Below are 17,857 nucleotides of genomic sequence, written 5' to 3' on the forward strand. Positions count from 1 at the left end.
GCAGGGGCCGGATGATGGGAGCGCAGCGTTTTTTGGTTACTTTTTGTCGCGTTTGACAAAAAGTGACTCGCCGTAAGGGCGAAAAGGTGAGTCAACGTCGCCAAAGCAAATGGACTTTGCGCGATATAAGAACCAGCACTGTTTCGCTTTTTGCTTTTCGCTTTTCGCGTTACTGGGCGAATGCGCGACCTAAGCCACCCGGCACACCGCTACTGTCAGTTTCCTGCCAAGGCCCATTCGGGCTCAGCGACCAGCTCCAGCCGTTATCAAACCGGTAATATGTACGCTGCCGGTAGAAGGTGTTGGGCTGTTTCTCCAATACATAAACACCCAGCTTCGGGTCCCAGTGGCTGGCCCCGCCAGGCGGTGGCGCAAAGCTGGCCGAGGTACGCGGCATCGGTTTGGGAATCGCCGCCGGCTTGCTCGGTTGGGTCGATGGCTGCCCACCCGGCAACGGTTTGACCACCGGCCCCTGTGGCGGCACGCGTTCAATCGGGGGTTCAGGCTGCTCATACGGCTGATGCACCGTACACGCAGACAAACCCAGGGCCAGGGTAATCAGGGTCAGGCGGACGGTGCTGTGCATGGCATTGCTCTCTTACTGGTCGGGGCTGTCGATGGTCAGGCGCTGAGTAGCCTGGGTGGCGCTGGGCAGTGGCGCACCCTGGCCAATCCATTCGCCGTGGGTAGGCTGGCCAGCGCGCGATACACGTGCAACCAGTTGGACTTCGGCAAATTGCGACAGTTTCATCTGCGGCATCATCGCGTCAGCATCAGACAACTCCACCTCGATCGGCAACTGCGCCACCGTCACCCGCTTGGCCGCCAGCGGCATGGGCGGGCCATTGCTGGCGCGGGCAAAGATGAACACGGTGTCGTCCGGCTTGACCTTGTCCTTCAGCGCCGCCGCCAGCTCCACCCGCACTTTCAGGCGGGCCGCCGCAGGTGTGGGCGCTGCTTCTGCCACAGCACCACCCAGGCGCTCGACAGCGCGGTCGATACCGCCCTGCAGGGCGTCACGCGATGCGTCACCTTCCGGCAGTTGCGCCAGCAGGCGCTTCCAGTAGTCGATGGCTTCCTGGTAACGCTCACCTTCGAAGGCAGCAATGCCGCGCAGGCCCAGGCTGGTCACTTCGTTGGGGTCGGCTTTCAAGGCTTCGTCGGTCAGTGCCTGCAACTGCGGGCTCCACTGTTTGTCAGCCGCAAAATACAGGGCCTGAGCCCATTGCCCCAGCAGCTCGGGCTGGCGGCCGGCCAAGGCCACGGCCCGCTCGAAGGTGCGCGCCGCATCAGCCGGGCGTTGCTCGGCCATGTAGGCGCGGCCCAGGAAGTACATGGCCTCGGCCGAATCCGGCTGGGCCTGCACCACGCGCTCCAGACGCGTGGTCATTTCTTCCATCGACTTGGGCGCCTCGGCGAATTCCTGGGTCAGGGCCACCTTGTCGGCCGCACCAAAATGCAGGTACAGCCCCAGTGCCATCAGTGGTACCAGCACAGCCGCCAGCAGCGGCAGGGCCTTGCCCAAGTGGCCCTGGCGCGGTGCCTCGGCGCCTTCGGTATCGGCCAGCAATTCGCGGGCAGCCTCGTCACGGCCCTTGGTCATCTGCGCCTCATCCAGCACGCCAGCAGCCTGCTGGGCGGCCAGTTCGGCAACACGCTCCTGGTACAAGGCCACGTTCAGGGCGGTGCGGTCTTCTTCCTGCTGACGACGACGGCCACGCAGGATAGGGATCAGCAAAAAGCTGAGGGCAGCGAGCAGCAGCAGGCCCGCGCTAAGCCAGAATTCAATCATGGGTCTGTTCTTTTTCCAGCAGTTTGGCGAGACGCTCGCGTTCTTCGGCAGACAATTCATTGCCGCCCTGCACAGCCGTACCGCGGCGCCGGCGCACGATCACCGCCAACACCACGAAACCGCCGGCCAGCAGAATCCCCGGGCCGAACCACAACAGCCAGGTGCGCCCGCTGAGCGCCGGCTTGTAGCGCACGAAGTCACCATAGCGGTCGACCATGAAGTCGACAATCTGCTGGTTGCTCTTGCCCTCGCCCAGCATGCGGAAGATTTCCCGGCGCAGGTCGGCGGCAATCGGCGCGTTGGAATCGGCGATGTCCTGGTTCTGGCACTTGGGGCAGCGCAGTTCCTTGGTCAGTTGCTGATAGCGCTCGCGCTCGGCCTCGTCGCGGAACTGGTAGGTGTCGATGGCCGCCTTGGCCACGCCGGCCAGGCTCATGCCCAGCACGACAGCCGCCAGCCAACGCCTCATGGTTTGGCCTCATCGACCAGGCCCTGGTAAAGCGGGGCCAGCTGTTCGCGCCACACCGTGGCATCGACAATGCCCACATGTTTGTAGCGAATGATGCCCTTGGCGTCGATCAGGAAGGTTTCCGGCGCGCCGTACACGCCCAGGTCCAGACCCAGGCTGCCCTGCTCGTCGCGGATGTCCAGCTGGTAGGGGTTGTGGAACTCGGCCAGCCATTTTTGCGCGGCGGCATTGTCGTCCTTGTAGTTGACCCCGTGAATCACCACACCCTGCTGTGCCAGCTGGTTAAGGTACGGATGCTCGACCTTGCACGACGGGCACCAGGTGGCCCACACGTTGACCAGTGCCGGGCGGCCCATCAGGTCGGCCTGAGTCAAGGTGCGGTCACCCTGGGTCGAGGCCAGCGAAAACGCCGGGAACGGTTTGCCGATCATTGCCGAAGGCAGCTCGTCGGGCTTGAGGAACAACCCTTTATAGAGGAACACCGCCACCAGCAGGAACACCGCCAGTGGGACTACCATGATCCAACGCTTCATGCAGCAGCTCCAGACACGCCCAGGGCATCACGCACCCGGGTCTTGACCTTGACGCGGTAACGCCGGTCGAGGGCCGCCAGCAACCCGCCCAGGCCGGTCAGCAGACCGCCCAGCCAGATCCAGCGGACGTAAGGCTTGATATGTACGCGCACGGCCCACGCGCCGTTCTCCAGCGGCTCGCCCAGGGCGACGTACAGGTCACGAGTAAAGCCTGCATCGATGCCGGCTTCGGTCATCATCGACTGCTGCACGGTGTACAGGCGCTTCTCCGGGTGCAGGGTGGTGATTTCACGGCCATCACGGCTGACCACCACGGTGCCCTTGTCGGAGATGAAGTTCGGCCCTTCGAAGTGCTTGGCGCCCTGGAACAGGAAGTGGTAACCGCCCAGCTCAACGCTTTCGCCCGGGGCCATGCGCAGGTCGCGTTCGGCGCTGTTGTTACTCGACAGCACCACGCCCAACGCACACACCGCCAGGCCCAGGTGGGCCAGCTGCATGCCCCAGTAGCTGCGGCCCAGGCCGGGCAGGCCCTTGAGCAGGCCTTTGTGGCGGGTCTTGTCGAGGATGTCGCGCAGCCCGCCGAGCACCACCCAGGCGGCCAGGGCAAAGGCGGTCAGTGTCGGCCAGTCGAAGTCGTCGACGATAAAACCGGCCACCGGGGCCAGGATGGCGCTGCCGATCAGCACCGGGGTCATCATGCTGGCCAGCCATTTGCCCGGGGTGTCCTTCCAGCGCACCACCACGCCCACGCTCAGCACCACCATCAACAGCGCCATCAACGGCAGGAACAAGGCATCGAAGTACGGAGGGCCGACCGACAGCTTGGCCCCGGTGAGGGCATCAAGCACCAGCGGGTACAAGGTGCCGAGCAGGATCATCGACGCGGCCACCACCAGCACCAGGTTATTGGCCAGCAGCAGCGTCTCGCGCGACCACAGGGCGAAGCCGACCTGGCTCTTGACCACCGGGGCACGCAGGGCGAACAGGGTGAGCGAACCACCGACCACGAACAGCAGGAAGATCAGGATGAAAATGCCCCGCGACGGGTCGGCGGCAAAGGCGTGCACCGAAGTCAGTACACCGGAACGCACCAGGAAGGTCCCCAGCAGGCTCAGCGAGAACGCGGCAATGGCCAGCAGCACGGTCCAGCTCTTGAACACCCCGCGTTTTTCGGTCACTGCCAGCGAGTGGATCAGCGCCGTGCCTACCAGCCAGGGCATGAACGAGGCGTTTTCCACCGGGTCCCAGAACCACCAGCCACCCCAGCCCAGCTCATAGTAGGCCCACCACGAGCCCAAGGTGATGCCCACGCCAAGGAAGGCCCAGGCAACGATGGTCCACGGCCGCGACCAGCGCGCCCAGGCCGCGTCCAGGCGGCCGCCTAGCAAGGCAGCGATGGCGAAGGCGAAGGCCACCGAGAAGCCCACGTAACCCATGTACAGCATCGGCGGGTGAACGATCAGGCCAAAGTCCTGCAGCAGCGGGTTGAGGTCGCGGCCATCGGTCGGCACCTGTGGCAGCAGGCGCTGGAACGGGTTGGAGGTAATGATCAGGAAGCTCAGGAAGCCCACGCTGATCATGCCCATCACCGCCAGCACACGGGCCAGCATCACCTGCGGCAACTGGCGCGAGAACACCGACACGGCAAACGTCCAGCCGCCCAGGATCAGCGCCCAGAGCAGCAACGAACCTTCGTGGGCGCCCCATACAGCGCTGAACTTGTAGTACCAGGGCAAGGCGCTGTTGGAGTTGCTGGCTACGTAGGCAACCGAGAAATTGTCGGTCATGAAGGCATGGGTCAAACACGCGAAGGCAAACGCCAGGAAGGCGAACTGCCCCCACGCCGCCGGCCGTGCCAGGCTCATCCACAGGCTGTCGCCACGCCAGGCGCCGAGCAGCGGCACACTGGCCTGTACGGCGGCAAAGCAGATAGCCAGGATCATCGCCAGCTGGCCCAGTTCGGGGATTACCAGCGCCGCGTTCATGGCTTGGCCTCCCCGCCCGTGGCGGCCTGGCCGCTTTCCTTCAGGGCCTTGGTGACCTCGGGCGGCATGTACTTCTCATCGTGCTTGGCCAGCACTTCGTCGGCCACCACCACACCGTCGGCGTTGACCTTGCCCAGGGCGACAATGCCCTGCCCTTCGCGGAACAGGTCGGGCAGGATGCCACGGTAGGTGATCGGCACCGACTTGTTGAAGTCGGTGACCACGAAGCGCACATCCAGCGAGTCGGACGAGCGCTGCACCGAGCCTTTCTCGACCATGCCGCCTGCGCGGATGCGGGTGTCCAGCGGTGCTTCGCCATTGGCGATCTGGGTGGGGGTGTAGAACAGGTTGATGTTCTGCTGCAGTGCGCTCAAGGCAAAGCCGACGGCAACCCCGACGCCGACCAGCAGGCCGACGATGAGCAACAAGCGTTTCTTGCGCTGCGGATTCACTGGTTGTTCTCCCGGCGCAAACGGCGCGCCTCTTCTTGCAGGTAGCGACGGCGGGCCAGCAGCGGCGCAGCGACATTCAGCGCCAGCACGGCCAGGCAGATGCCATAGGCCGACCACACGTACAGGCCATGGTGGCCCATGGCGAGAAAGTCACCAAAGGTGGCAAAGCTCATTGTGCGGCCCTCCGCCCCAGGCTGTTCAACACTTCGTCCTTGACCCAACTGGCGCGTGCCTCGCGCTTGAGCACTTCAAGGCGCATGCGCAACAGCAGCACGGCACCGAAGAAGCAGTAGAAACCCAGCGCCGTGCACAGCAACGGCAGCCACATTTCTGCGGGCATCGCCGGTTTTTCGGTAAGGGTGAAGGTGGCGCCCTGGTGCAGGGTGTTCCACCACTCCACCGAGTACTTGATGATCGGGATGTTCACCACGCCGACAATCGCCAGCACCGCGCAGGCCTTGGCCGCACTGTCACGATTACTGATCGCCTGGCCCAACGCAATAATGCCGAAGTACAGGAACAGCAGGATAAGCATGGACGTAAGGCGGGCATCCCACACCCACCAGCTGCCCCAGGTCGGTTTGCCCCAGATGGCGCCAGTGACCAGCGCCACGGCGGTCATCCAGGCGCCGATCGGCGCGGCGCATTGCAAGGCGACATCGGCGATTTTCATTTTCCACACCAGCCCCACCACCCCGGCCACCGCCAGCAGCACGTAGCAGGACTGCGCCAGCATTGCCGCCGGTACATGAATGTAGATGATGCGGAAGCTATTGCCCTGCTGGTAGTCCTGAGGGGCGAAGGCCAGGCCCCAGGTGATGCCGACCAGCAGCAGGATCACGGCAGCGCCGGCCAGCCATGGCAGCATGCGGCCGCTGATGGCATAGAACCATTTGGGGGAGCCCAGTTTGTGGAACCACGTCCAGCTTATTTTCATCAGGGTACATCCAGGGTATTGGCCGGGCTTGAAAGCCCGGGACTCGTTATTCGCCAACGCTGATTTTCAGGCCAGCGGCTATCGCAAAGGGTGCCAGGGTCACGGCCAGGGCCGTGAGGCTGGCAAGCCAGAGCAGGTGGCCGGTTGCCGGCATATTTTGCAACGCCGCTTGCAACGCACCACTGCCCAGGATCAATACAGGGATATACAACGGCAGAATCAGCAACGCCAGTAACAAACCACCGCGCTTGAGGCCAACCGTCAGCGCCGCGCCCACCGCACCCAGCAGGCTCAGTACCGGCGTACCCAGCAGCAGCGAGCCAAGCAGCACCGGCAGGCAATGGCTCGGCAGCCCCAGCATCAGCGCCAGCAGCGGCGCCAACAATACCAGCGCCAGCCCGGAAAAGATCCAGTGCGCCAGCACCTTGGCCAGCACCAGCAGTGCCAGCGGGTGCGGCGACAACACCCACTGCTCCAGCGAGCCGTCCTCGAAATCGCTGCGGAACAGGCCGTCCAGCGACAACAGCACCGCCAGCAATGCCGCCACCCAGACCAGCCCAGGCGACAAGGTTTGCAACAATTGGCTTTCCGGGCCGACCGCCAACGGGAACAACGCCACGACGATGGCGAAGAACACCAGCGGGTTGGCCAGCTCGGCCGGACGGCGGAACAGCAGGCGCGCTTCGCGGCGCAACAACAAGACGAATACGCTCATGCCGCCCATTGCCCCAGGTTCAGTTCACGGTAACCGGAGGGTTTGCGTTCCAGCGTGTGGTGGGTGGTCAGCACCACCGTGCCGCCCTGTTCGCAATGGGCCGCCAGGTGTGCTTCCAGCTGTGCCACGCCTTGCTTGTCCAGGGCCGTGAACGGCTCGTCAAGAATCCATAACGGCGGGCAGGCCAGGTGCAACCGGGCCAAGGCCACGCGCCGCTGCTGGCCGGCAGACAGGGTATGGCAGGGTACGTCTTCGAAACCACGCAGGCCGACGGCCTCCAGCGCTGCCCAGATCGCCTCACGGCTGGCCGGCTGGTGCAAGGCACAGAGCCAGGTGAGGTTTTCTTCAGCGGTGAGCAGGTCCTTGATGCCAGCGGCGTGGCCGATCCACAACAGGATGCTGGCCAGGGCATGGCGCTGCTCGGCCAGTGGCTTACCGCCCAGCAGGATCTGCCCGGCAGTCGGCTGCATCAGCCCGGCCAGCAGACGCAGCAGGCTGGTCTTGCCGCTGCCGTTGGGGCCGCTGATCTGCAGCATGTCGCCGGCACCCAGCTCGAAATCGAGCTGCTCGAACAGCAGGCGCCAGTCGCGCTCGCAGGCCAGGCCTGCGGCTTGGAGGTGAAGGGTCACGGTTTCGCCTTATCTTTGTAGGGCTTCAGTGCGGCGTCGCCTGAAGCCCTGTGTCTCAAGTCGCCCCCAGCGCTGCCGTTATACTGGCAACCACGGGCGCTCGGCATTATTACATGCGCCGCCGCGCTGCCAAGAGGCCGGGTTCGACAGGTTGTATACAATCATGACTGAAATCAATAGTCTCGCTGCACAAACCGCAGTCAATACCCAAGCCATGAAGGCCGGTATGACCGGCGAACTGCTGCGCCTGACGCAACCGCAGCCCGGCTTGATGGCCCCTGGCGAGACCGCACAGGCCGAAGTGGTTGCGATGCGGCAGGTGGGCAGCGACTTTCAGCTGGTGCTACGGCTGATGCAGGCCAACGGCCTTCAGACCCAACTGCAAGCCAGTGCCAGCCAGCCCCTGCCCCAAGGCAGCCAGGTCACCGTCAGCCAGACCGAAAGCAATCATCTGGCGATCATGCTGCAGCAGGCCAGCGCCAGCCAGGTCGCCACCCTCACCCGCCTGGACACCAGCAAGGTCCCCGTCGGGACCCTGCTGCAAGGCAAGGTCATGACCAACCAGCTACTGCCCCAGGCCGCTGGCCAGCCTGCGGCCTACCGGGCACTGATCAGCCTGCTCAACAGCGCCCAGGCCGGCGCCACCCTGACGGTGGACAGCCCACGCCCACTGGCTATCGGCAGCCTGCTCAGCGCGCTGGTGCAGGGTGACCAGTCACTGCGTTTCGTGCCACTCAGCGGCAGGCAGGACCAGCTCAACATCGCCCAGCAGTTGCTAACCCAGCAGAACCGCCAGGCTTCGTTGCCTGGCCTGCTCAACGCCCTGCAACAGATCACCCGAGACCCTGGCATCGATGGCGACCTGCGCGCCAGCGCCGAACGCCTGTTGGTCAGCCTGCCAGACGCCCGCCAGCTGGGCGATGCGAAAGCGGTTGCCCAGGCCTTGAACAACAGTGGCGCTTTCCTTGAAGCGAAACTGCTGGGTGGCTTTCCTGCCAGCGTCGCCACCGATCTGAAGGCGCATTTGCTGCGGCTGGTCGCCCAGGCTTCGACCACGCCGTCCGGCACGGCCAACCTTGCACCAGCCAGCCTGGCCGTGACCATGCCGGCACTGGCCCGCAGCGCGCTGGGCATGCTCGAACGGGTCAGCCCCAGGCCGCAGCCGGGCGCGTTCCCGCTGCCTTCGCGCCTGCTCAAGGCCCTGGAAGACGAAGGCGACCTGCAACAACTGCTGCGCCTTGCCGCGGCTGCCATTTCGCGCCTGCAAAGCCATGCCATGAGCAGCCTGCAACAGACCGGAACACTGGAAAACGGCAACCTGCAGACCACCTGGCAAACCGAAGTGCCGATCCGCCACGGCCAGGAATTCATCCCGTTGCAGGTCAAACTGCAGCGCGAAGAAACCCCGCAGCAGCAAGCCGACCGCCAGCATGAAGCACAAGACCCACTGCAAGCCCTGTGGCGCATCGAGCTGGCCTTCGACCTGTCGCCACTCGGCCCACTGCAGGTACAGGCGCAACTGAGCCAAGGCCGCCTGAGCGGGCAGCTGTGGGCAGAGCGTGAGCAAACCGCCAGGCTGATCGACACCCAGCTCGGCGCCCTGCGCGAGCGCCTGTTGGCACGTGGCCTGGACGTCGGTGACCTGGAATGCCACCCCGGCACGCCGCCACAAGGCCCGCGCACGCGGGTAGAACAACGTTGGGTGGATGAAAACGCATGAGCCAGAAGCACACACGCCAGGCCATTGCCCTGAGCTACGACGGCCAGCAGGCCCCCACCCTCAGCGCCAAGGGTGACGATGCGCTGGCCGAAGCCATCCTGGCCCTGGCCCGCGAGCACGAGGTACCAATCTACGAGAATGCCGAGCTGGTGCGCCTGCTGGCGCGCCTGGAGCTGGGCGAGCAGATCCCGGAGGCCTTGTACCTGACCATCGCCGAAATCATCGCGTTCGCCTGGCAACTGCGCGGCAAAGTCCCGTATGGCTTCGACGACTCACCGACAGGCGAACGTGACGTGACCGAGGTGCTACCACGCCTGCCTGGCCCGCCCGGCTAAGCCTCAGGGCCAGCACTATTTACCGCTCCCCTGCCGAGTGGTCGGTCGATGCTGTGGCTTTCCCAAGCCACGGAGACCGACATGTCCATCACCCAGATCAATGCTGCCGGCGTGCAGCGCGTTCGCGACCACCTCGCCACCCTTCCCCGCCCCGACCGAACGGCGAAACGACTGATTGGTGACTGGCTGGCCACACAAGGTGTGAACCTCGACCCGGATCTGATCGATGTCGTCACACTGCATGTTCACCCTCATGGCATCGCCAGCTACCAGGCCAAAGTCGTACAGTGTGTCAGCCTCACACAGGCCGTGCTGACGAACTGGCAAGGCGAATCCAGCAACGACTTCTTCGGCGGGTTGTTCAGGCGACCCTGGGCCGGCAGGTTGCCGGGCGACGGCCCGATCACGCTGGTCGACCACTTTCCCCCACAGCCCATTTACGACAATGGCGCCTGGTACGAAGTGTTCAATGGCCTGTTCAGGCGCACCACACCCGCCCGTTACGATCATTCGACACTGCTCGACATCCACGCCGAAGCATTGCAAAGCCACATAGAAGCACTGGACTTTCACACCCTCTACAAGACGACACTCGACACCTACTGGCGCGAGCGCCTTGCAGACTATCGCCTGTGCTGCAAACTCAACTTCATCGCCGCCTGCAACAAACAGGTCGCACAAGGCCAGTTGAGCGATGCCGCACGCAAGCTGGCCTGGCGGGCGGCCGACCTGATCCCCCGCGGCAAAGGTTTACGCCTGAGCACGCTGAGCATCTACGGCTATGCCGCCACCGACCTGCTGTACATCAACGACACCCGGACCGACCTGACGGTGCTCTACGCACCCGGTAACAGTTCGCCATTGCTGGAGTTCGCCAGCGAAAACCTGCTGAAAGACTGGGTTGGCAAAACGTGCAGGGACGCCGCCGGGCGCCAGGCACTCAAGCAACACTTCCGCCTGGCCGACGGCCCACAGGGCATAGACTTCAGCGGCCTGGACACAGCACTGGAAGGCCTGGGCGTTTACCCGCACAGCCATCGCCTGCCACCGGAACACGGCTTTTTCAACGACGACGGCACATGGCCACCCCGCACCTACGTCAATTACCGACCGGGCAAATACAACCCAGGCATTACCGGCGATCTGTTCCAGGCCATGGCCGAGCGCCAGCGCCAACGCTGCTACGACGATGCCGACTTCATCATTACCAGCAATGCACAAGTCACGAAATCCAGATGGGCGAGCTACCTGAACAGCACCCTGAACCTTGTGGCGCCGTTGGCATTCGTGGTGCCGGGCCTGGCCCCGCTGCTCGCCCTGGGCGGTGTCGCACAGCTTGCACTTGGCCTGGACCAGGCAATCAACGGGAAAACATTGCGCGACAAACAGCAAGGGGTAGGCGATATCGCGTATGGGCTTTTGAATGCAACACCTCTGGCCGCAGAGGCTGTAGTCAAGGGCACTGCACTGTTCCGCTATCAGCAGGACAGTTTCGTGCTGCCGCGCCAGGTCAATGACCAATGGGGCTACCCCCTGAGCCCCGTCAGCCCGCCTCATTTGCCGGAAGTGGGGGTCGCCCCTTATTTCCACCGCCCGGTGCGTATAGCGCCGCTGGCAGACGCTGATGCCGCAGTGGCCAACTCACTCAGGCGTTTTCCTCGCTACAACGGCGATGTAGACCACCTGATCGGCTACTACGAAGAAGTGCCCGACTACGCAGAAGTGCTCGACCTGGTCTACGACATGGAAGCCGATCTGTTCATCACCGAGGAAGGCACCAACGAGGTAGCGCCGGTTTACTACGAAGCCGAGCCCGGGACCGGCAACATGCGCATCGTCAACCCCGAAGACCGCCCAGTCACCGACCAGATGCGCATGGCATCCCTGCGTGCGCTGGGCATCGATGTGCAGCTCCCCATACAGTTACCGGCGCCTGTGGCCCAAGGCGCCCACCCCATCCCCAAGCTCATTTCATCACTGTGGGTTGGCGATAAACCCCTGAGCGAGGGGTTGCTGGACACGCTGGCAACCAATGCGCGAACACTGCGCAACAGCGCTTACCGCTATCGGTTGTTCCTGTCGAAGGCAAACCCCGAGGCCTATGCGCAGAACCTGCGAAAACTGCATGCACAAGCACCCGAGTTGCAGGTACTGACGCTGGAAGACCAGCCTTTTTTCACAGACTTCGAGCAAAGCCCGCACTTTGCCCAGTATCAAGCGGCAATCGACGGCAACGGCGGCGTAGCCACCAACTTCGCCTCGGCCTCGGATGTATTGCGCTACCCGATGCTGCATGCTGAAGGCGGTTTGTACATGGACGTAGATGATCAACTGTTGAGTGCGACTGCCGACGCCTCACCGCACAGCGCGGCCATCGATAGCGTGGACCTGGTCACCACCGACGATGGCTTGCTGTTGCACCCGCCCATGCATAACGAGAAGCTGGGCATGAACACGCTGTTCAACACAAGCATGATCGGCAGCCACGCTGGCAACCCGACGCTATTGGCCATTTCCGAAGAGATGCGTGCCCGCTATCGGGTCAATACGGACTTCTACCAGGCACGCCCCACCTTGGCGGATGACCCGGCAGGCTTCTACCGCTACGCCAACCGGCTGAGCCAGTTGAGCGGCCCCGCAATGTTCAATGCTGTGGTAGACCGGGTGCTGCCGGAGCTCTACCGCCTGCGTCAGGTTCATAACCTGTACATGATGCCGCGCGTGAACAGCTTCCTGTACGTTGGCCAGGACGACTTCAAGGCTCTACAGCTCCAGCGCCTGCCTCTTTCGCGCCTGGCCAAAGTCGGCGGCCTGCATTCCTGGGCCACGACCTGACCAGGCAGCAGGCATCACCTTTCGTCAGCCGCTGCGGTGCAGCTTGCTCATCAACTCGGCCTCGGCCTGGGTCAGGCCGCAGCTTTCGGTCAGCTCGGCCACGCTGGCGCCCATGCCTACCAGTTTGGCGGCCTGGGTGAAGGTGACGTTGTTGGGGTCACGCTGCTCCAGCTGCTGAATCTTGTCGGGCAGTGGCGCCACCGCCACGCTCAGCTCATGCAGCGCCTCGCCCATGCGCACGGTACCGTTCTGGTAGTCGTCCAGGCGTTTGGCCAGGTCCTTGATGCGCTGGTCACGCAGCGCATCGCCTTCGGCCTGCTGCGCAGCCAGCTCGCGCTGGCGCTTGCTGTAGTTGAGGAAAAACCACAGGCTCAGCGCCCACACCAGCGCCAGGAAGATGACAGCAACCTGTAGGATCAACTCAGATATTCTCCAGCTCGGACCACTCTTCCTCGGTCATCATCTTGTCCAGCTCGACCAGAATCAGCAATTCGCCATTCTTGTTGCACACGCCCTGGATGAACTTGGCCGACTCTTCGTTACCCACGTTTGGCGCGGTCTCGATTTCGGACTGGCGCAGGTACACCACCTCGGCCACGCTGTCGACCAGAATGCCGACCACTTGCTTGTCGGCCTCGATGATGACGATACGGGTATTGTCAGTGACTTCGGTCGGCATCAGGCCAAAACGCTGGCGGGTGTCGATCACCGTCACCACGTTGCCGCGCAGGTTGATGATGCCCAGCACGTAGCTTGGCGCACCCGGCACCGGGGCGATCTCGGTGTAGCGCAACACTTCCTGTACCTGCATCACATTGATGCCGTAGGACTCGTTGTCCAGACGGAAGGTAACCCACTGCAGGATCGGATCTTCGGAACCTTGTGCAGACGACTTTTTCATTCCCCTAGCCCTCAAAATCCGCCATTGGCGGTGTGTTCGGTGTCATTTTTGTTTAGCGTGCATCTGCTTGACCGCGCCGCTGGCGATCAGCTCGGCCAATGCGGCGACGTCGAGCAGTGCACACATGTGTTCGATTACGGTGCCGGCCAGCCACGGGCGCTGGCCGCGCTGGCTGCGCCATTTGATTTCGGACGGGTCCAGGCGCAGCGAGCGGCTGACCTGGTGCACAGCCAATCCCCATTCGTAGCCCTGCACGGAAATCACGTAATTCAGGCCTTGGCGAAAATCATCGCGGTAACGGTCGGGCATCACCCAACGCGCAGTGTCCAGCACCTTCAGGTTACCCGCCTGGCAGGTCAGGATGCCGAGAAACCAGTCGGGCTGGCCGAACAGCGGCGTCAGCTCCTGGCCGGCCAGGTTGTAGATCGACCCCAGGCACACCAACGGCACCGCCAGGGTCAGGCCAGCCACGTCGAACAGCAGGCATTCGAACGGCTCGGCGGCCCACCCCGGACGGCCGTCGACGCTGGCTGGCGGCACCGGCAGGTCCGGTGCCGGCAAGTGCACATCCACCAGCGGAACCGCCAGCTCCACGGCCTGCTCTTCAACCAGTACCGGAATACTGGCCTCGGCTACCACCGCGTGTTCGACCACCGTCACCACCGGTGCTTCCACCGGCATGACGGCAGGCAGTACCGCCAGCTTTGGCTCGGCAAAAGGCCGCGGCGGGAAGCTAGCGGCGGCTTCAGCCGGCGCCGGCACGGTCGGTTGCCGGGCATCACGCGCCTGTTCCTCACGCACCGCTTCGGCGAAATCGTCCGCTACAGCCGGCTGCTCGAACAGGCCTTCGGCCTCGGTAGCCTCCTGCAGCAGGCCATCGAGGTACGACTGCAGGGCCAACTGCGGCCGAGTGCCGGTTTTCTGTATCTGGGTCATCAGGCCACCTGCGCCGCAGTCTTGTAGGTCAACAGGTGTTTGAGCAGCGCCCGGTAGGCAATCAGCCCACGGCTCTTGCTGTCGAACTGCGAGGGCGTGACACCCTTGCGGCTGGCGTCACGCAGGCGCGTATCCACCGGGATGTAGCCTTGCCACACCTGCTGGCCGTAACTGTCACGCAACTGCTTGAGCGTGCCCAGCGAGGCCTGGGTACGGCGGTCGAACAGGGTTGGCACGATCTGATACGGCAGCGCCTGCTTGCGCGAGCGGTTGACCATGGCCAAGGTGCCGACCATGCGCTCCAGGCCCTTGACCGCGAGGAACTCGGTTTGCACCGGGATCACCAGCTGCTGGCTGGCGGCCAGGGCATTGACCATCAGCACGCCGAGCAAGGGTGGGCTGTCGATCAGGGCAAAGTCGAAATCCTGCCATAGCTGCGCCAGACTCTTGGCGATTACCAGGCCCAGGCCGTTCTGCCCCGGCGACTGGCGCTCCAGCACGGCCAGCGCGGTGCTCGACGGCAACAGCGAGATGCGCTCGTCACTGGTGGGCAGCAGCAATTGCCCAGGCAAGCCCTCAGGTACTGCGCCCTTGTGCAGGAACAGGTCGTAGCAGCTGTGCTCCAGGGCATCGGGGTTGTGCCCGAAATAGCTGGTCATCGAACCGTGCGGGTCGAGATCGACGACGACCACGCGCTTGCCGGCCTCTGCCAGCAGGCCGGCCAGGGCGATGGTCGTGGTGGTCTTGCCGACGCCACCTTTTTGATTGGCTACTGCCCAGACTCTCATCGTGCGTTGCTTCCTCCCGGTATGGCCGCCTGCCCTGCCGGGAACGGTGTGAAATTCAGTGACGGAGAATTGACGAGTTACTGCCCCGCCACCGTTGCTGGCGTTGCAGGTGCACTTTGTGTGCCAGCGCGCCGTAATGCAGCATCCGGCGTGGCATTGGCACTGCCCGAGCCGGTCAGGCTGCGGCGCACTTCGAGGTTGCGCGATATCACCAGTACCACACGGCGGTTGCGCGCGCGGCCGTCGACGGTGTCGTTGCTGGCCACCGGCTGGTACTCGCCGTAGCCCACCGAAGCCATGCGCGCCGGATTCACCCCTTCCATCGCCAGCAGGCGCACGATGCTCGCCGCCCGTGCCGACGACAGCTCCCAGTTGGTCGGGTACTGCGCGGTGCGGATTGGCAGGTTGTCGGTAAAGCCCTCGACGTGTACCGGGTTGGCGAACGGCTTGAGAATGTTGGCCACCTTTTCGATGATGGCGAACGCCTTGTCACTGGGCATGGCATCGCCGCTGCCGAACAGCAGCGACGAGTTCAGCTCGATCTCGATCCACAGCTCGTTGCCGCGCACGGTCATCTGATTGCTGTTGATCAGGTCGCCAAAGGCATCCCGCACATCATCGCTGATGGTTTTCAGCGGGTCGACGTTGGTTGCCGCCAGGCCCGCCTCGGTCTGCTCGCTGTCCTTCACCAGCGGCTCTGCCGGGCGCACGCTCAACGGCTGCTCATCGCCGATGGGGATCGGCTTCATGCTGCGCTCAGGGTCATTGAACACCCCGAGCAAAGCCTGGGAAATGACCTTGTACTTGCCCTCGTTGATCGAGGAAATCGAGTACATCACCACGAAAAAGGCGAACAGCAAGGTGATGAAGTCGGCGTACGACACCAGCCAGCGTTCGTGGTTTTCGTGTTCCTCGGTATGACGGCGTCGACGCATGGGTTACTCCATGAAGCCTTGCAGCTTCAGCTCGATCGAGCGCGGGTTCTCACCCTCGGCAATCGACAGCAGGCCTTCGAGCAGCATTTCGCGGTAACGCGACTGGCGCATGACAATGGCTTTGAGCTTGTTGGCGACCGGCAGCAGGATCAGGTTGGCACTGGCCACGCCGTAGATCGTGGCGACAAAGGCCACGGCAATACCATTGCCCAACTGCGACGGGTCGGCCAGGTTGCCCATGACGTGGATCAGACCCATCACCGCACCGATGATGCCGATGGTCGGCGCATAGCCGCCCATGCTTTCGAACACCTTGGCGGCCTGGATATCACGGCTTTCCTGGGTCAGGAAGTCGACTTCAAGGATGCTGCGGATGGCTTCCGGCTCGGCGCCGTCCACCAGCAGTTGCAGGCCCTTGCGCGCATACGGGTCAGGCTCGCTGTCGGCCACCCCTTCCAGGCCCAGCAGGCCTTCCTTGCGTGCGGTCAGGCTCCAGTTCACCACGCGGTCGATGCCACCGGCCAGGTCGACGCGTGGCGGGAACAGGATCCAGCGCAAAATCTGCAAGGCACGCTTGAACGACGACAGCGGCGACTGCAGCAAGGCCGCCGCCAGGGTACCGCCCAGCACAATCAGCCCCGCCGGGCCATTGATCAGGGCACCAACATGGCCGCCTTCGAGGAAGTTGCCACCGACGATGGCGACAAAGGCGAGGATCAGGCCAATCAGGCTGAGGACGTCCATCAGACGCAGGCCTCCACCAGGTGCTTGCCAATTTCATCCAGGCTGTACACCGCATCGGCCAGGTTGGCCTTGACGATGGCCATGGGCATGCCATAGATCACGCAGCTGGCCTCATCCTGGGCCCACACCGTGCTGCCGCCCTGCTTGAGCAGGCGCGCACCTTCACGGCCATCGGCGCCCATGCCGGTGAGCACCACCGACAGCACTTTGTCGCCATACGACTTGGCCGCCGAACCAAAGGTGATGTCCACGCACGGTTTGTAGTTCAGGCGCTCGTCACCGGGCAGGATCTTCACCGTGCCACGGCCATCGATCATCATCTGCTTGCCACCCGGAGCCAGCAGCGCCAGGCCCGGGCGCAGCATGTCGCCGTCCTCGGCCTCCTTGACACTGATGCGGCACAGTTTGTCGAGGCGTTCGGCAAAGGCCTTGGTGAACGCCGCCGGCATGTGCTGGATCAGCACGATCGGCGCCGGGAAATTGGCCGGCAACTGGGTCAGCACCCGCTGCAGGGCCACCGGGCCACCCGTGGAGGTGCCGATGGCTACCAGTTTGTATGGCTTACGCTTGGGAGCAGGCGAATGCGATGCCGCCGGGCCAGGGGCCGGGGCCGACGCTCGGGCAGGCGCCGCAGCGCGGGCTGGCGTCGGGCTGGCAAAGCTGCTTGTCGGCGCTGGGCTGCTGGCTGGCGCAGGCGCAGCGACCGGTGCGGTGCGGGCATAGCTGCCCAGGCGGCGGTTGCTGCGCGAAATGGTGTGCACCTTCTCGCACAGCATCTGCTTGACCTTTTCGGGGTTGCGCGAGATGTCTTCGAAGTTTTTCGGCAGGTAATCCACCGCCCCGGCATCCAGGGCATCGAGGGTGACGCGGGCGCCTTCGTGGGTCAGCGAGGAGAACATCAACACGGGCGTCGGGCAGCGCTGCATGATGTGCCGCACTGCGGTGATGCCATCCATCATGGGCATTTCGTAGTCCATGGTGATGACATCGGGCTTGAGCGCCAGCGCCTGGTCGATTGCTTCCTTGCCGTTGGTCGCGGTACCCACTACCTGGATCGTCGGATCCGCCGAGAGGATTTCCGAGACGCGGCGGCGGAAGAAACCGGAATCATCCACCACCAGGACCTTGACTGCCATAAACACTCCATTAGG

At 63.8% G+C, this 17,857-nt stretch carries 20 protein-coding genes; 3 read left to right on the top strand and 17 right to left on the bottom strand.

Translation table 11 applies throughout. The features are described from left to right. Nucleotides 1-169: 169 nt before the first annotated feature. The 10 genes from QQ992_RS19925 to ccmA are packed head-to-tail and all read right to left on the bottom strand — an operon-like array spanning nucleotide 170 to nucleotide 7,512. Nucleotides 170-586, bottom strand: coding sequence for a hypothetical protein (locus QQ992_RS19925; protein WP_016711753.1), 417 nt, complete (start codon nucleotides 584-586; stop codon nucleotides 170-172). A gap of 12 nt (nucleotides 587-598) precedes the next feature. Then, nucleotides 599-1,792: a c-type cytochrome biogenesis protein CcmI gene (gene ccmI, locus QQ992_RS19930; protein ID WP_286110799.1), complete on the bottom strand. Its 1,194-nt coding sequence runs from the start codon at nucleotides 1,790-1,792 to the stop codon at nucleotides 599-601. Then, a complete protein-coding gene (locus tag QQ992_RS19935; protein ID WP_119369248.1) occupies nucleotides 1,785-2,261 on the bottom strand; it encodes a cytochrome c-type biogenesis protein in 477 nt (158 codons plus the stop codon). The genes ccmI and QQ992_RS19935 overlap by 8 nt, the downstream gene beginning before the upstream one ends. Continuing rightward, complete coding sequence (locus QQ992_RS19940) at nucleotides 2,258-2,794, bottom strand: DsbE family thiol:disulfide interchange protein (protein WP_286110800.1); 537 nt, start codon at nucleotides 2,792-2,794, stop codon at nucleotides 2,258-2,260. The genes QQ992_RS19935 and QQ992_RS19940 overlap by 4 nt, the downstream gene beginning before the upstream one ends. Next, a complete protein-coding gene (locus tag QQ992_RS19945) occupies nucleotides 2,791-4,779 on the bottom strand; it encodes a heme lyase CcmF/NrfE family subunit (protein ID WP_019096398.1) in 1,989 nt (662 codons plus the stop codon). Before QQ992_RS19945 ends, QQ992_RS19940 begins: the two co-directional genes overlap by 4 nt. Continuing rightward, the gene (gene ccmE, locus QQ992_RS19950; RefSeq protein WP_016711758.1) at nucleotides 4,776-5,231 is read right to left on the bottom strand and encodes a cytochrome c maturation protein CcmE; all 456 of its coding nucleotides are present in this window, start codon (nucleotides 5,229-5,231) and stop codon (nucleotides 4,776-4,778) included. The genes QQ992_RS19945 and ccmE overlap by 4 nt, the downstream gene beginning before the upstream one ends. Then, nucleotides 5,228-5,404 (bottom strand): heme exporter protein CcmD, encoded by a 177-nt coding sequence (gene ccmD, locus QQ992_RS19955; RefSeq protein ID WP_012273475.1) that lies wholly within the window; start codon nucleotides 5,402-5,404, stop codon nucleotides 5,228-5,230. Before ccmD ends, ccmE begins: the two co-directional genes overlap by 4 nt. Continuing rightward, nucleotides 5,401-6,168 carry a heme ABC transporter permease gene (locus QQ992_RS19960; RefSeq protein ID WP_286110801.1) on the bottom strand — a complete coding sequence of 256 codons (768 nt, stop codon included), beginning with the start codon at nucleotides 6,166-6,168 and terminating at the stop codon, nucleotides 5,401-5,403. The genes ccmD and QQ992_RS19960 overlap by 4 nt, the downstream gene beginning before the upstream one ends. Nucleotides 6,169-6,214: 46 nt before the next feature. Then, nucleotides 6,215-6,892: a heme exporter protein CcmB gene (gene ccmB, locus QQ992_RS19965; protein WP_016711760.1), complete on the bottom strand. Its 678-nt coding sequence runs from the start codon at nucleotides 6,890-6,892 to the stop codon at nucleotides 6,215-6,217. After that, nucleotides 6,880-7,512: a cytochrome c biogenesis heme-transporting ATPase CcmA gene (gene ccmA, locus QQ992_RS19970; protein ID WP_012273478.1), complete on the bottom strand. Its 633-nt coding sequence runs from the start codon at nucleotides 7,510-7,512 to the stop codon at nucleotides 6,880-6,882. Before ccmA ends, ccmB begins: the two co-directional genes overlap by 13 nt. Before the next feature lie 163 nt (nucleotides 7,513-7,675). Between ccmA and fliK the strand changes: the two genes are divergently transcribed. From fliK to QQ992_RS19985, 3 genes are all read left to right on the top strand, one after another. Beyond that, nucleotides 7,676-9,232, top strand: coding sequence for a flagellar hook-length control protein FliK (gene fliK / locus QQ992_RS19975; protein WP_286110802.1), 1,557 nt, complete (start codon nucleotides 7,676-7,678; stop codon nucleotides 9,230-9,232). After that, complete coding sequence (locus tag QQ992_RS19980; RefSeq protein WP_286110803.1) at nucleotides 9,229-9,567, top strand: EscU/YscU/HrcU family type III secretion system export apparatus switch protein; 339 nt, start codon at nucleotides 9,229-9,231, stop codon at nucleotides 9,565-9,567. Before fliK ends, QQ992_RS19980 begins: the two co-directional genes overlap by 4 nt. Nucleotides 9,568-9,648: 81 nt before the next feature. Next, nucleotides 9,649-12,402: a dermonecrotic toxin domain-containing protein gene (locus QQ992_RS19985; RefSeq protein WP_286110804.1), complete on the top strand. Its 2,754-nt coding sequence runs from the start codon at nucleotides 9,649-9,651 to the stop codon at nucleotides 12,400-12,402. A gap of 24 nt (nucleotides 12,403-12,426) precedes the next feature. On the opposite strand, the gene QQ992_RS19990 is transcribed toward QQ992_RS19985, so the two are convergent. The 7 genes from QQ992_RS19990 to QQ992_RS20020 all read right to left on the bottom strand — a co-directional run bounded on the left by QQ992_RS19990 (nucleotide 12,427) and on the right by QQ992_RS20020 (nucleotide 17,842). Continuing rightward, complete coding sequence (locus tag QQ992_RS19990; RefSeq protein WP_060499607.1) at nucleotides 12,427-12,822, bottom strand: DUF2802 domain-containing protein; 396 nt, start codon at nucleotides 12,820-12,822, stop codon at nucleotides 12,427-12,429. Nucleotide 12,823: 1 nt separating this feature from the next. Further along, the gene (locus QQ992_RS19995; RefSeq protein ID WP_003254393.1) at nucleotides 12,824-13,303 is read right to left on the bottom strand and encodes a chemotaxis protein CheW; all 480 of its coding nucleotides are present in this window, start codon (nucleotides 13,301-13,303) and stop codon (nucleotides 12,824-12,826) included. A 42-nt stretch (nucleotides 13,304-13,345) separates the two neighbouring features. Continuing rightward, nucleotides 13,346-14,239: a CheW domain-containing protein gene (locus QQ992_RS20000; protein WP_286110805.1), complete on the bottom strand. Its 894-nt coding sequence runs from the start codon at nucleotides 14,237-14,239 to the stop codon at nucleotides 13,346-13,348. Next, on the bottom strand, nucleotides 14,239-15,027 hold the full coding sequence (locus tag QQ992_RS20005) for a ParA family protein (protein ID WP_110741657.1): 789 nt from the start codon (nucleotides 15,025-15,027) through the stop codon (nucleotides 14,239-14,241). Before QQ992_RS20005 ends, QQ992_RS20000 begins: the two co-directional genes overlap by 1 nt. A gap of 77 nt (nucleotides 15,028-15,104) precedes the next feature. After that, on the bottom strand, nucleotides 15,105-15,962 hold the full coding sequence (gene motD / locus QQ992_RS20010; RefSeq protein WP_286110806.1) for a flagellar motor protein MotD: 858 nt from the start codon (nucleotides 15,960-15,962) through the stop codon (nucleotides 15,105-15,107). 3 nt (nucleotides 15,963-15,965) lie between these two features. Further along, the gene (locus QQ992_RS20015; RefSeq protein WP_016711770.1) at nucleotides 15,966-16,706 is read right to left on the bottom strand and encodes a flagellar motor protein; all 741 of its coding nucleotides are present in this window, start codon (nucleotides 16,704-16,706) and stop codon (nucleotides 15,966-15,968) included. Beyond that, nucleotides 16,706-17,842, bottom strand: a complete 1,137-nt coding sequence (locus tag QQ992_RS20020) for a protein-glutamate methylesterase/protein-glutamine glutaminase (protein ID WP_286110807.1) — start codon at nucleotides 17,840-17,842, stop codon at nucleotides 16,706-16,708. Before QQ992_RS20020 ends, QQ992_RS20015 begins: the two co-directional genes overlap by 1 nt. Nucleotides 17,843-17,857: the final 15 nt, after the last annotated feature.

It is taken from the genome of Pseudomonas kurunegalensis (assembly GCF_030291635.1).
GTDB lineage: Bacteria > Pseudomonadota > Gammaproteobacteria > Pseudomonadales > Pseudomonadaceae > Aquipseudomonas > Aquipseudomonas monteilii.

Bases quoted from the DNA above. Each gene is read 5' to 3' on its own strand.
- QQ992_RS20005 (WP_110741657.1), bottom strand. From the start codon at position 15,027: ATGAGAGTCTGGGCAGTAGCCAATCAAAAAGGTGGCGTCGGCAAGACC.
- ccmI (WP_286110799.1), bottom strand. From the start codon at position 1,792: ATGATTGAATTCTGGCTTAGCGCGGGCCTGCTGCTGCTCGCTGCCCTC.
- QQ992_RS20015 (WP_016711770.1), bottom strand. From the start codon at position 16,706: ATGGACGTCCTCAGCCTGATTGGCCTGATCCTCGCCTTTGTCGCCATC.
- QQ992_RS20000 (WP_286110805.1), bottom strand. From the start codon at position 14,239: ATGACCCAGATACAGAAAACCGGCACTCGGCCGCAGTTGGCCCTGCAG.
- QQ992_RS19960 (WP_286110801.1), bottom strand. From the start codon at position 6,168: ATGAAAATAAGCTGGACGTGGTTCCACAAACTGGGCTCCCCCAAATGG.
- motD (WP_286110806.1), bottom strand. From the start codon at position 15,962: ATGCGTCGACGCCGTCATACCGAGGAACACGAAAACCACGAACGCTGG.
- ccmD (WP_012273475.1), bottom strand. From the start codon at position 5,404: ATGAGCTTTGCCACCTTTGGTGACTTTCTCGCCATGGGCCACCATGGC.
- QQ992_RS19980 (WP_286110803.1), top strand. From the start codon at position 9,229: ATGAGCCAGAAGCACACACGCCAGGCCATTGCCCTGAGCTACGACGGC.
- QQ992_RS19940 (WP_286110800.1), bottom strand. From the start codon at position 2,794: ATGAAGCGTTGGATCATGGTAGTCCCACTGGCGGTGTTCCTGCTGGTG.
- QQ992_RS19945 (WP_019096398.1), bottom strand. From the start codon at position 4,779: ATGAACGCGGCGCTGGTAATCCCCGAACTGGGCCAGCTGGCGATGATC.
- QQ992_RS19935 (WP_119369248.1), bottom strand. From the start codon at position 2,261: ATGAGGCGTTGGCTGGCGGCTGTCGTGCTGGGCATGAGCCTGGCCGGC.
- QQ992_RS19985 (WP_286110804.1), top strand. From the start codon at position 9,649: ATGTCCATCACCCAGATCAATGCTGCCGGCGTGCAGCGCGTTCGCGAC.
- fliK (WP_286110802.1), top strand. From the start codon at position 7,676: ATGACTGAAATCAATAGTCTCGCTGCACAAACCGCAGTCAATACCCAA.
- ccmB (WP_016711760.1), bottom strand. From the start codon at position 6,892: ATGGGCGGCATGAGCGTATTCGTCTTGTTGTTGCGCCGCGAAGCGCGC.
- QQ992_RS19925 (WP_016711753.1), bottom strand. From the start codon at position 586: ATGCACAGCACCGTCCGCCTGACCCTGATTACCCTGGCCCTGGGTTTG.
- QQ992_RS19995 (WP_003254393.1), bottom strand. From the start codon at position 13,303: ATGAAAAAGTCGTCTGCACAAGGTTCCGAAGATCCGATCCTGCAGTGG.
- QQ992_RS20020 (WP_286110807.1), bottom strand. From the start codon at position 17,842: ATGGCAGTCAAGGTCCTGGTGGTGGATGATTCCGGTTTCTTCCGCCGC.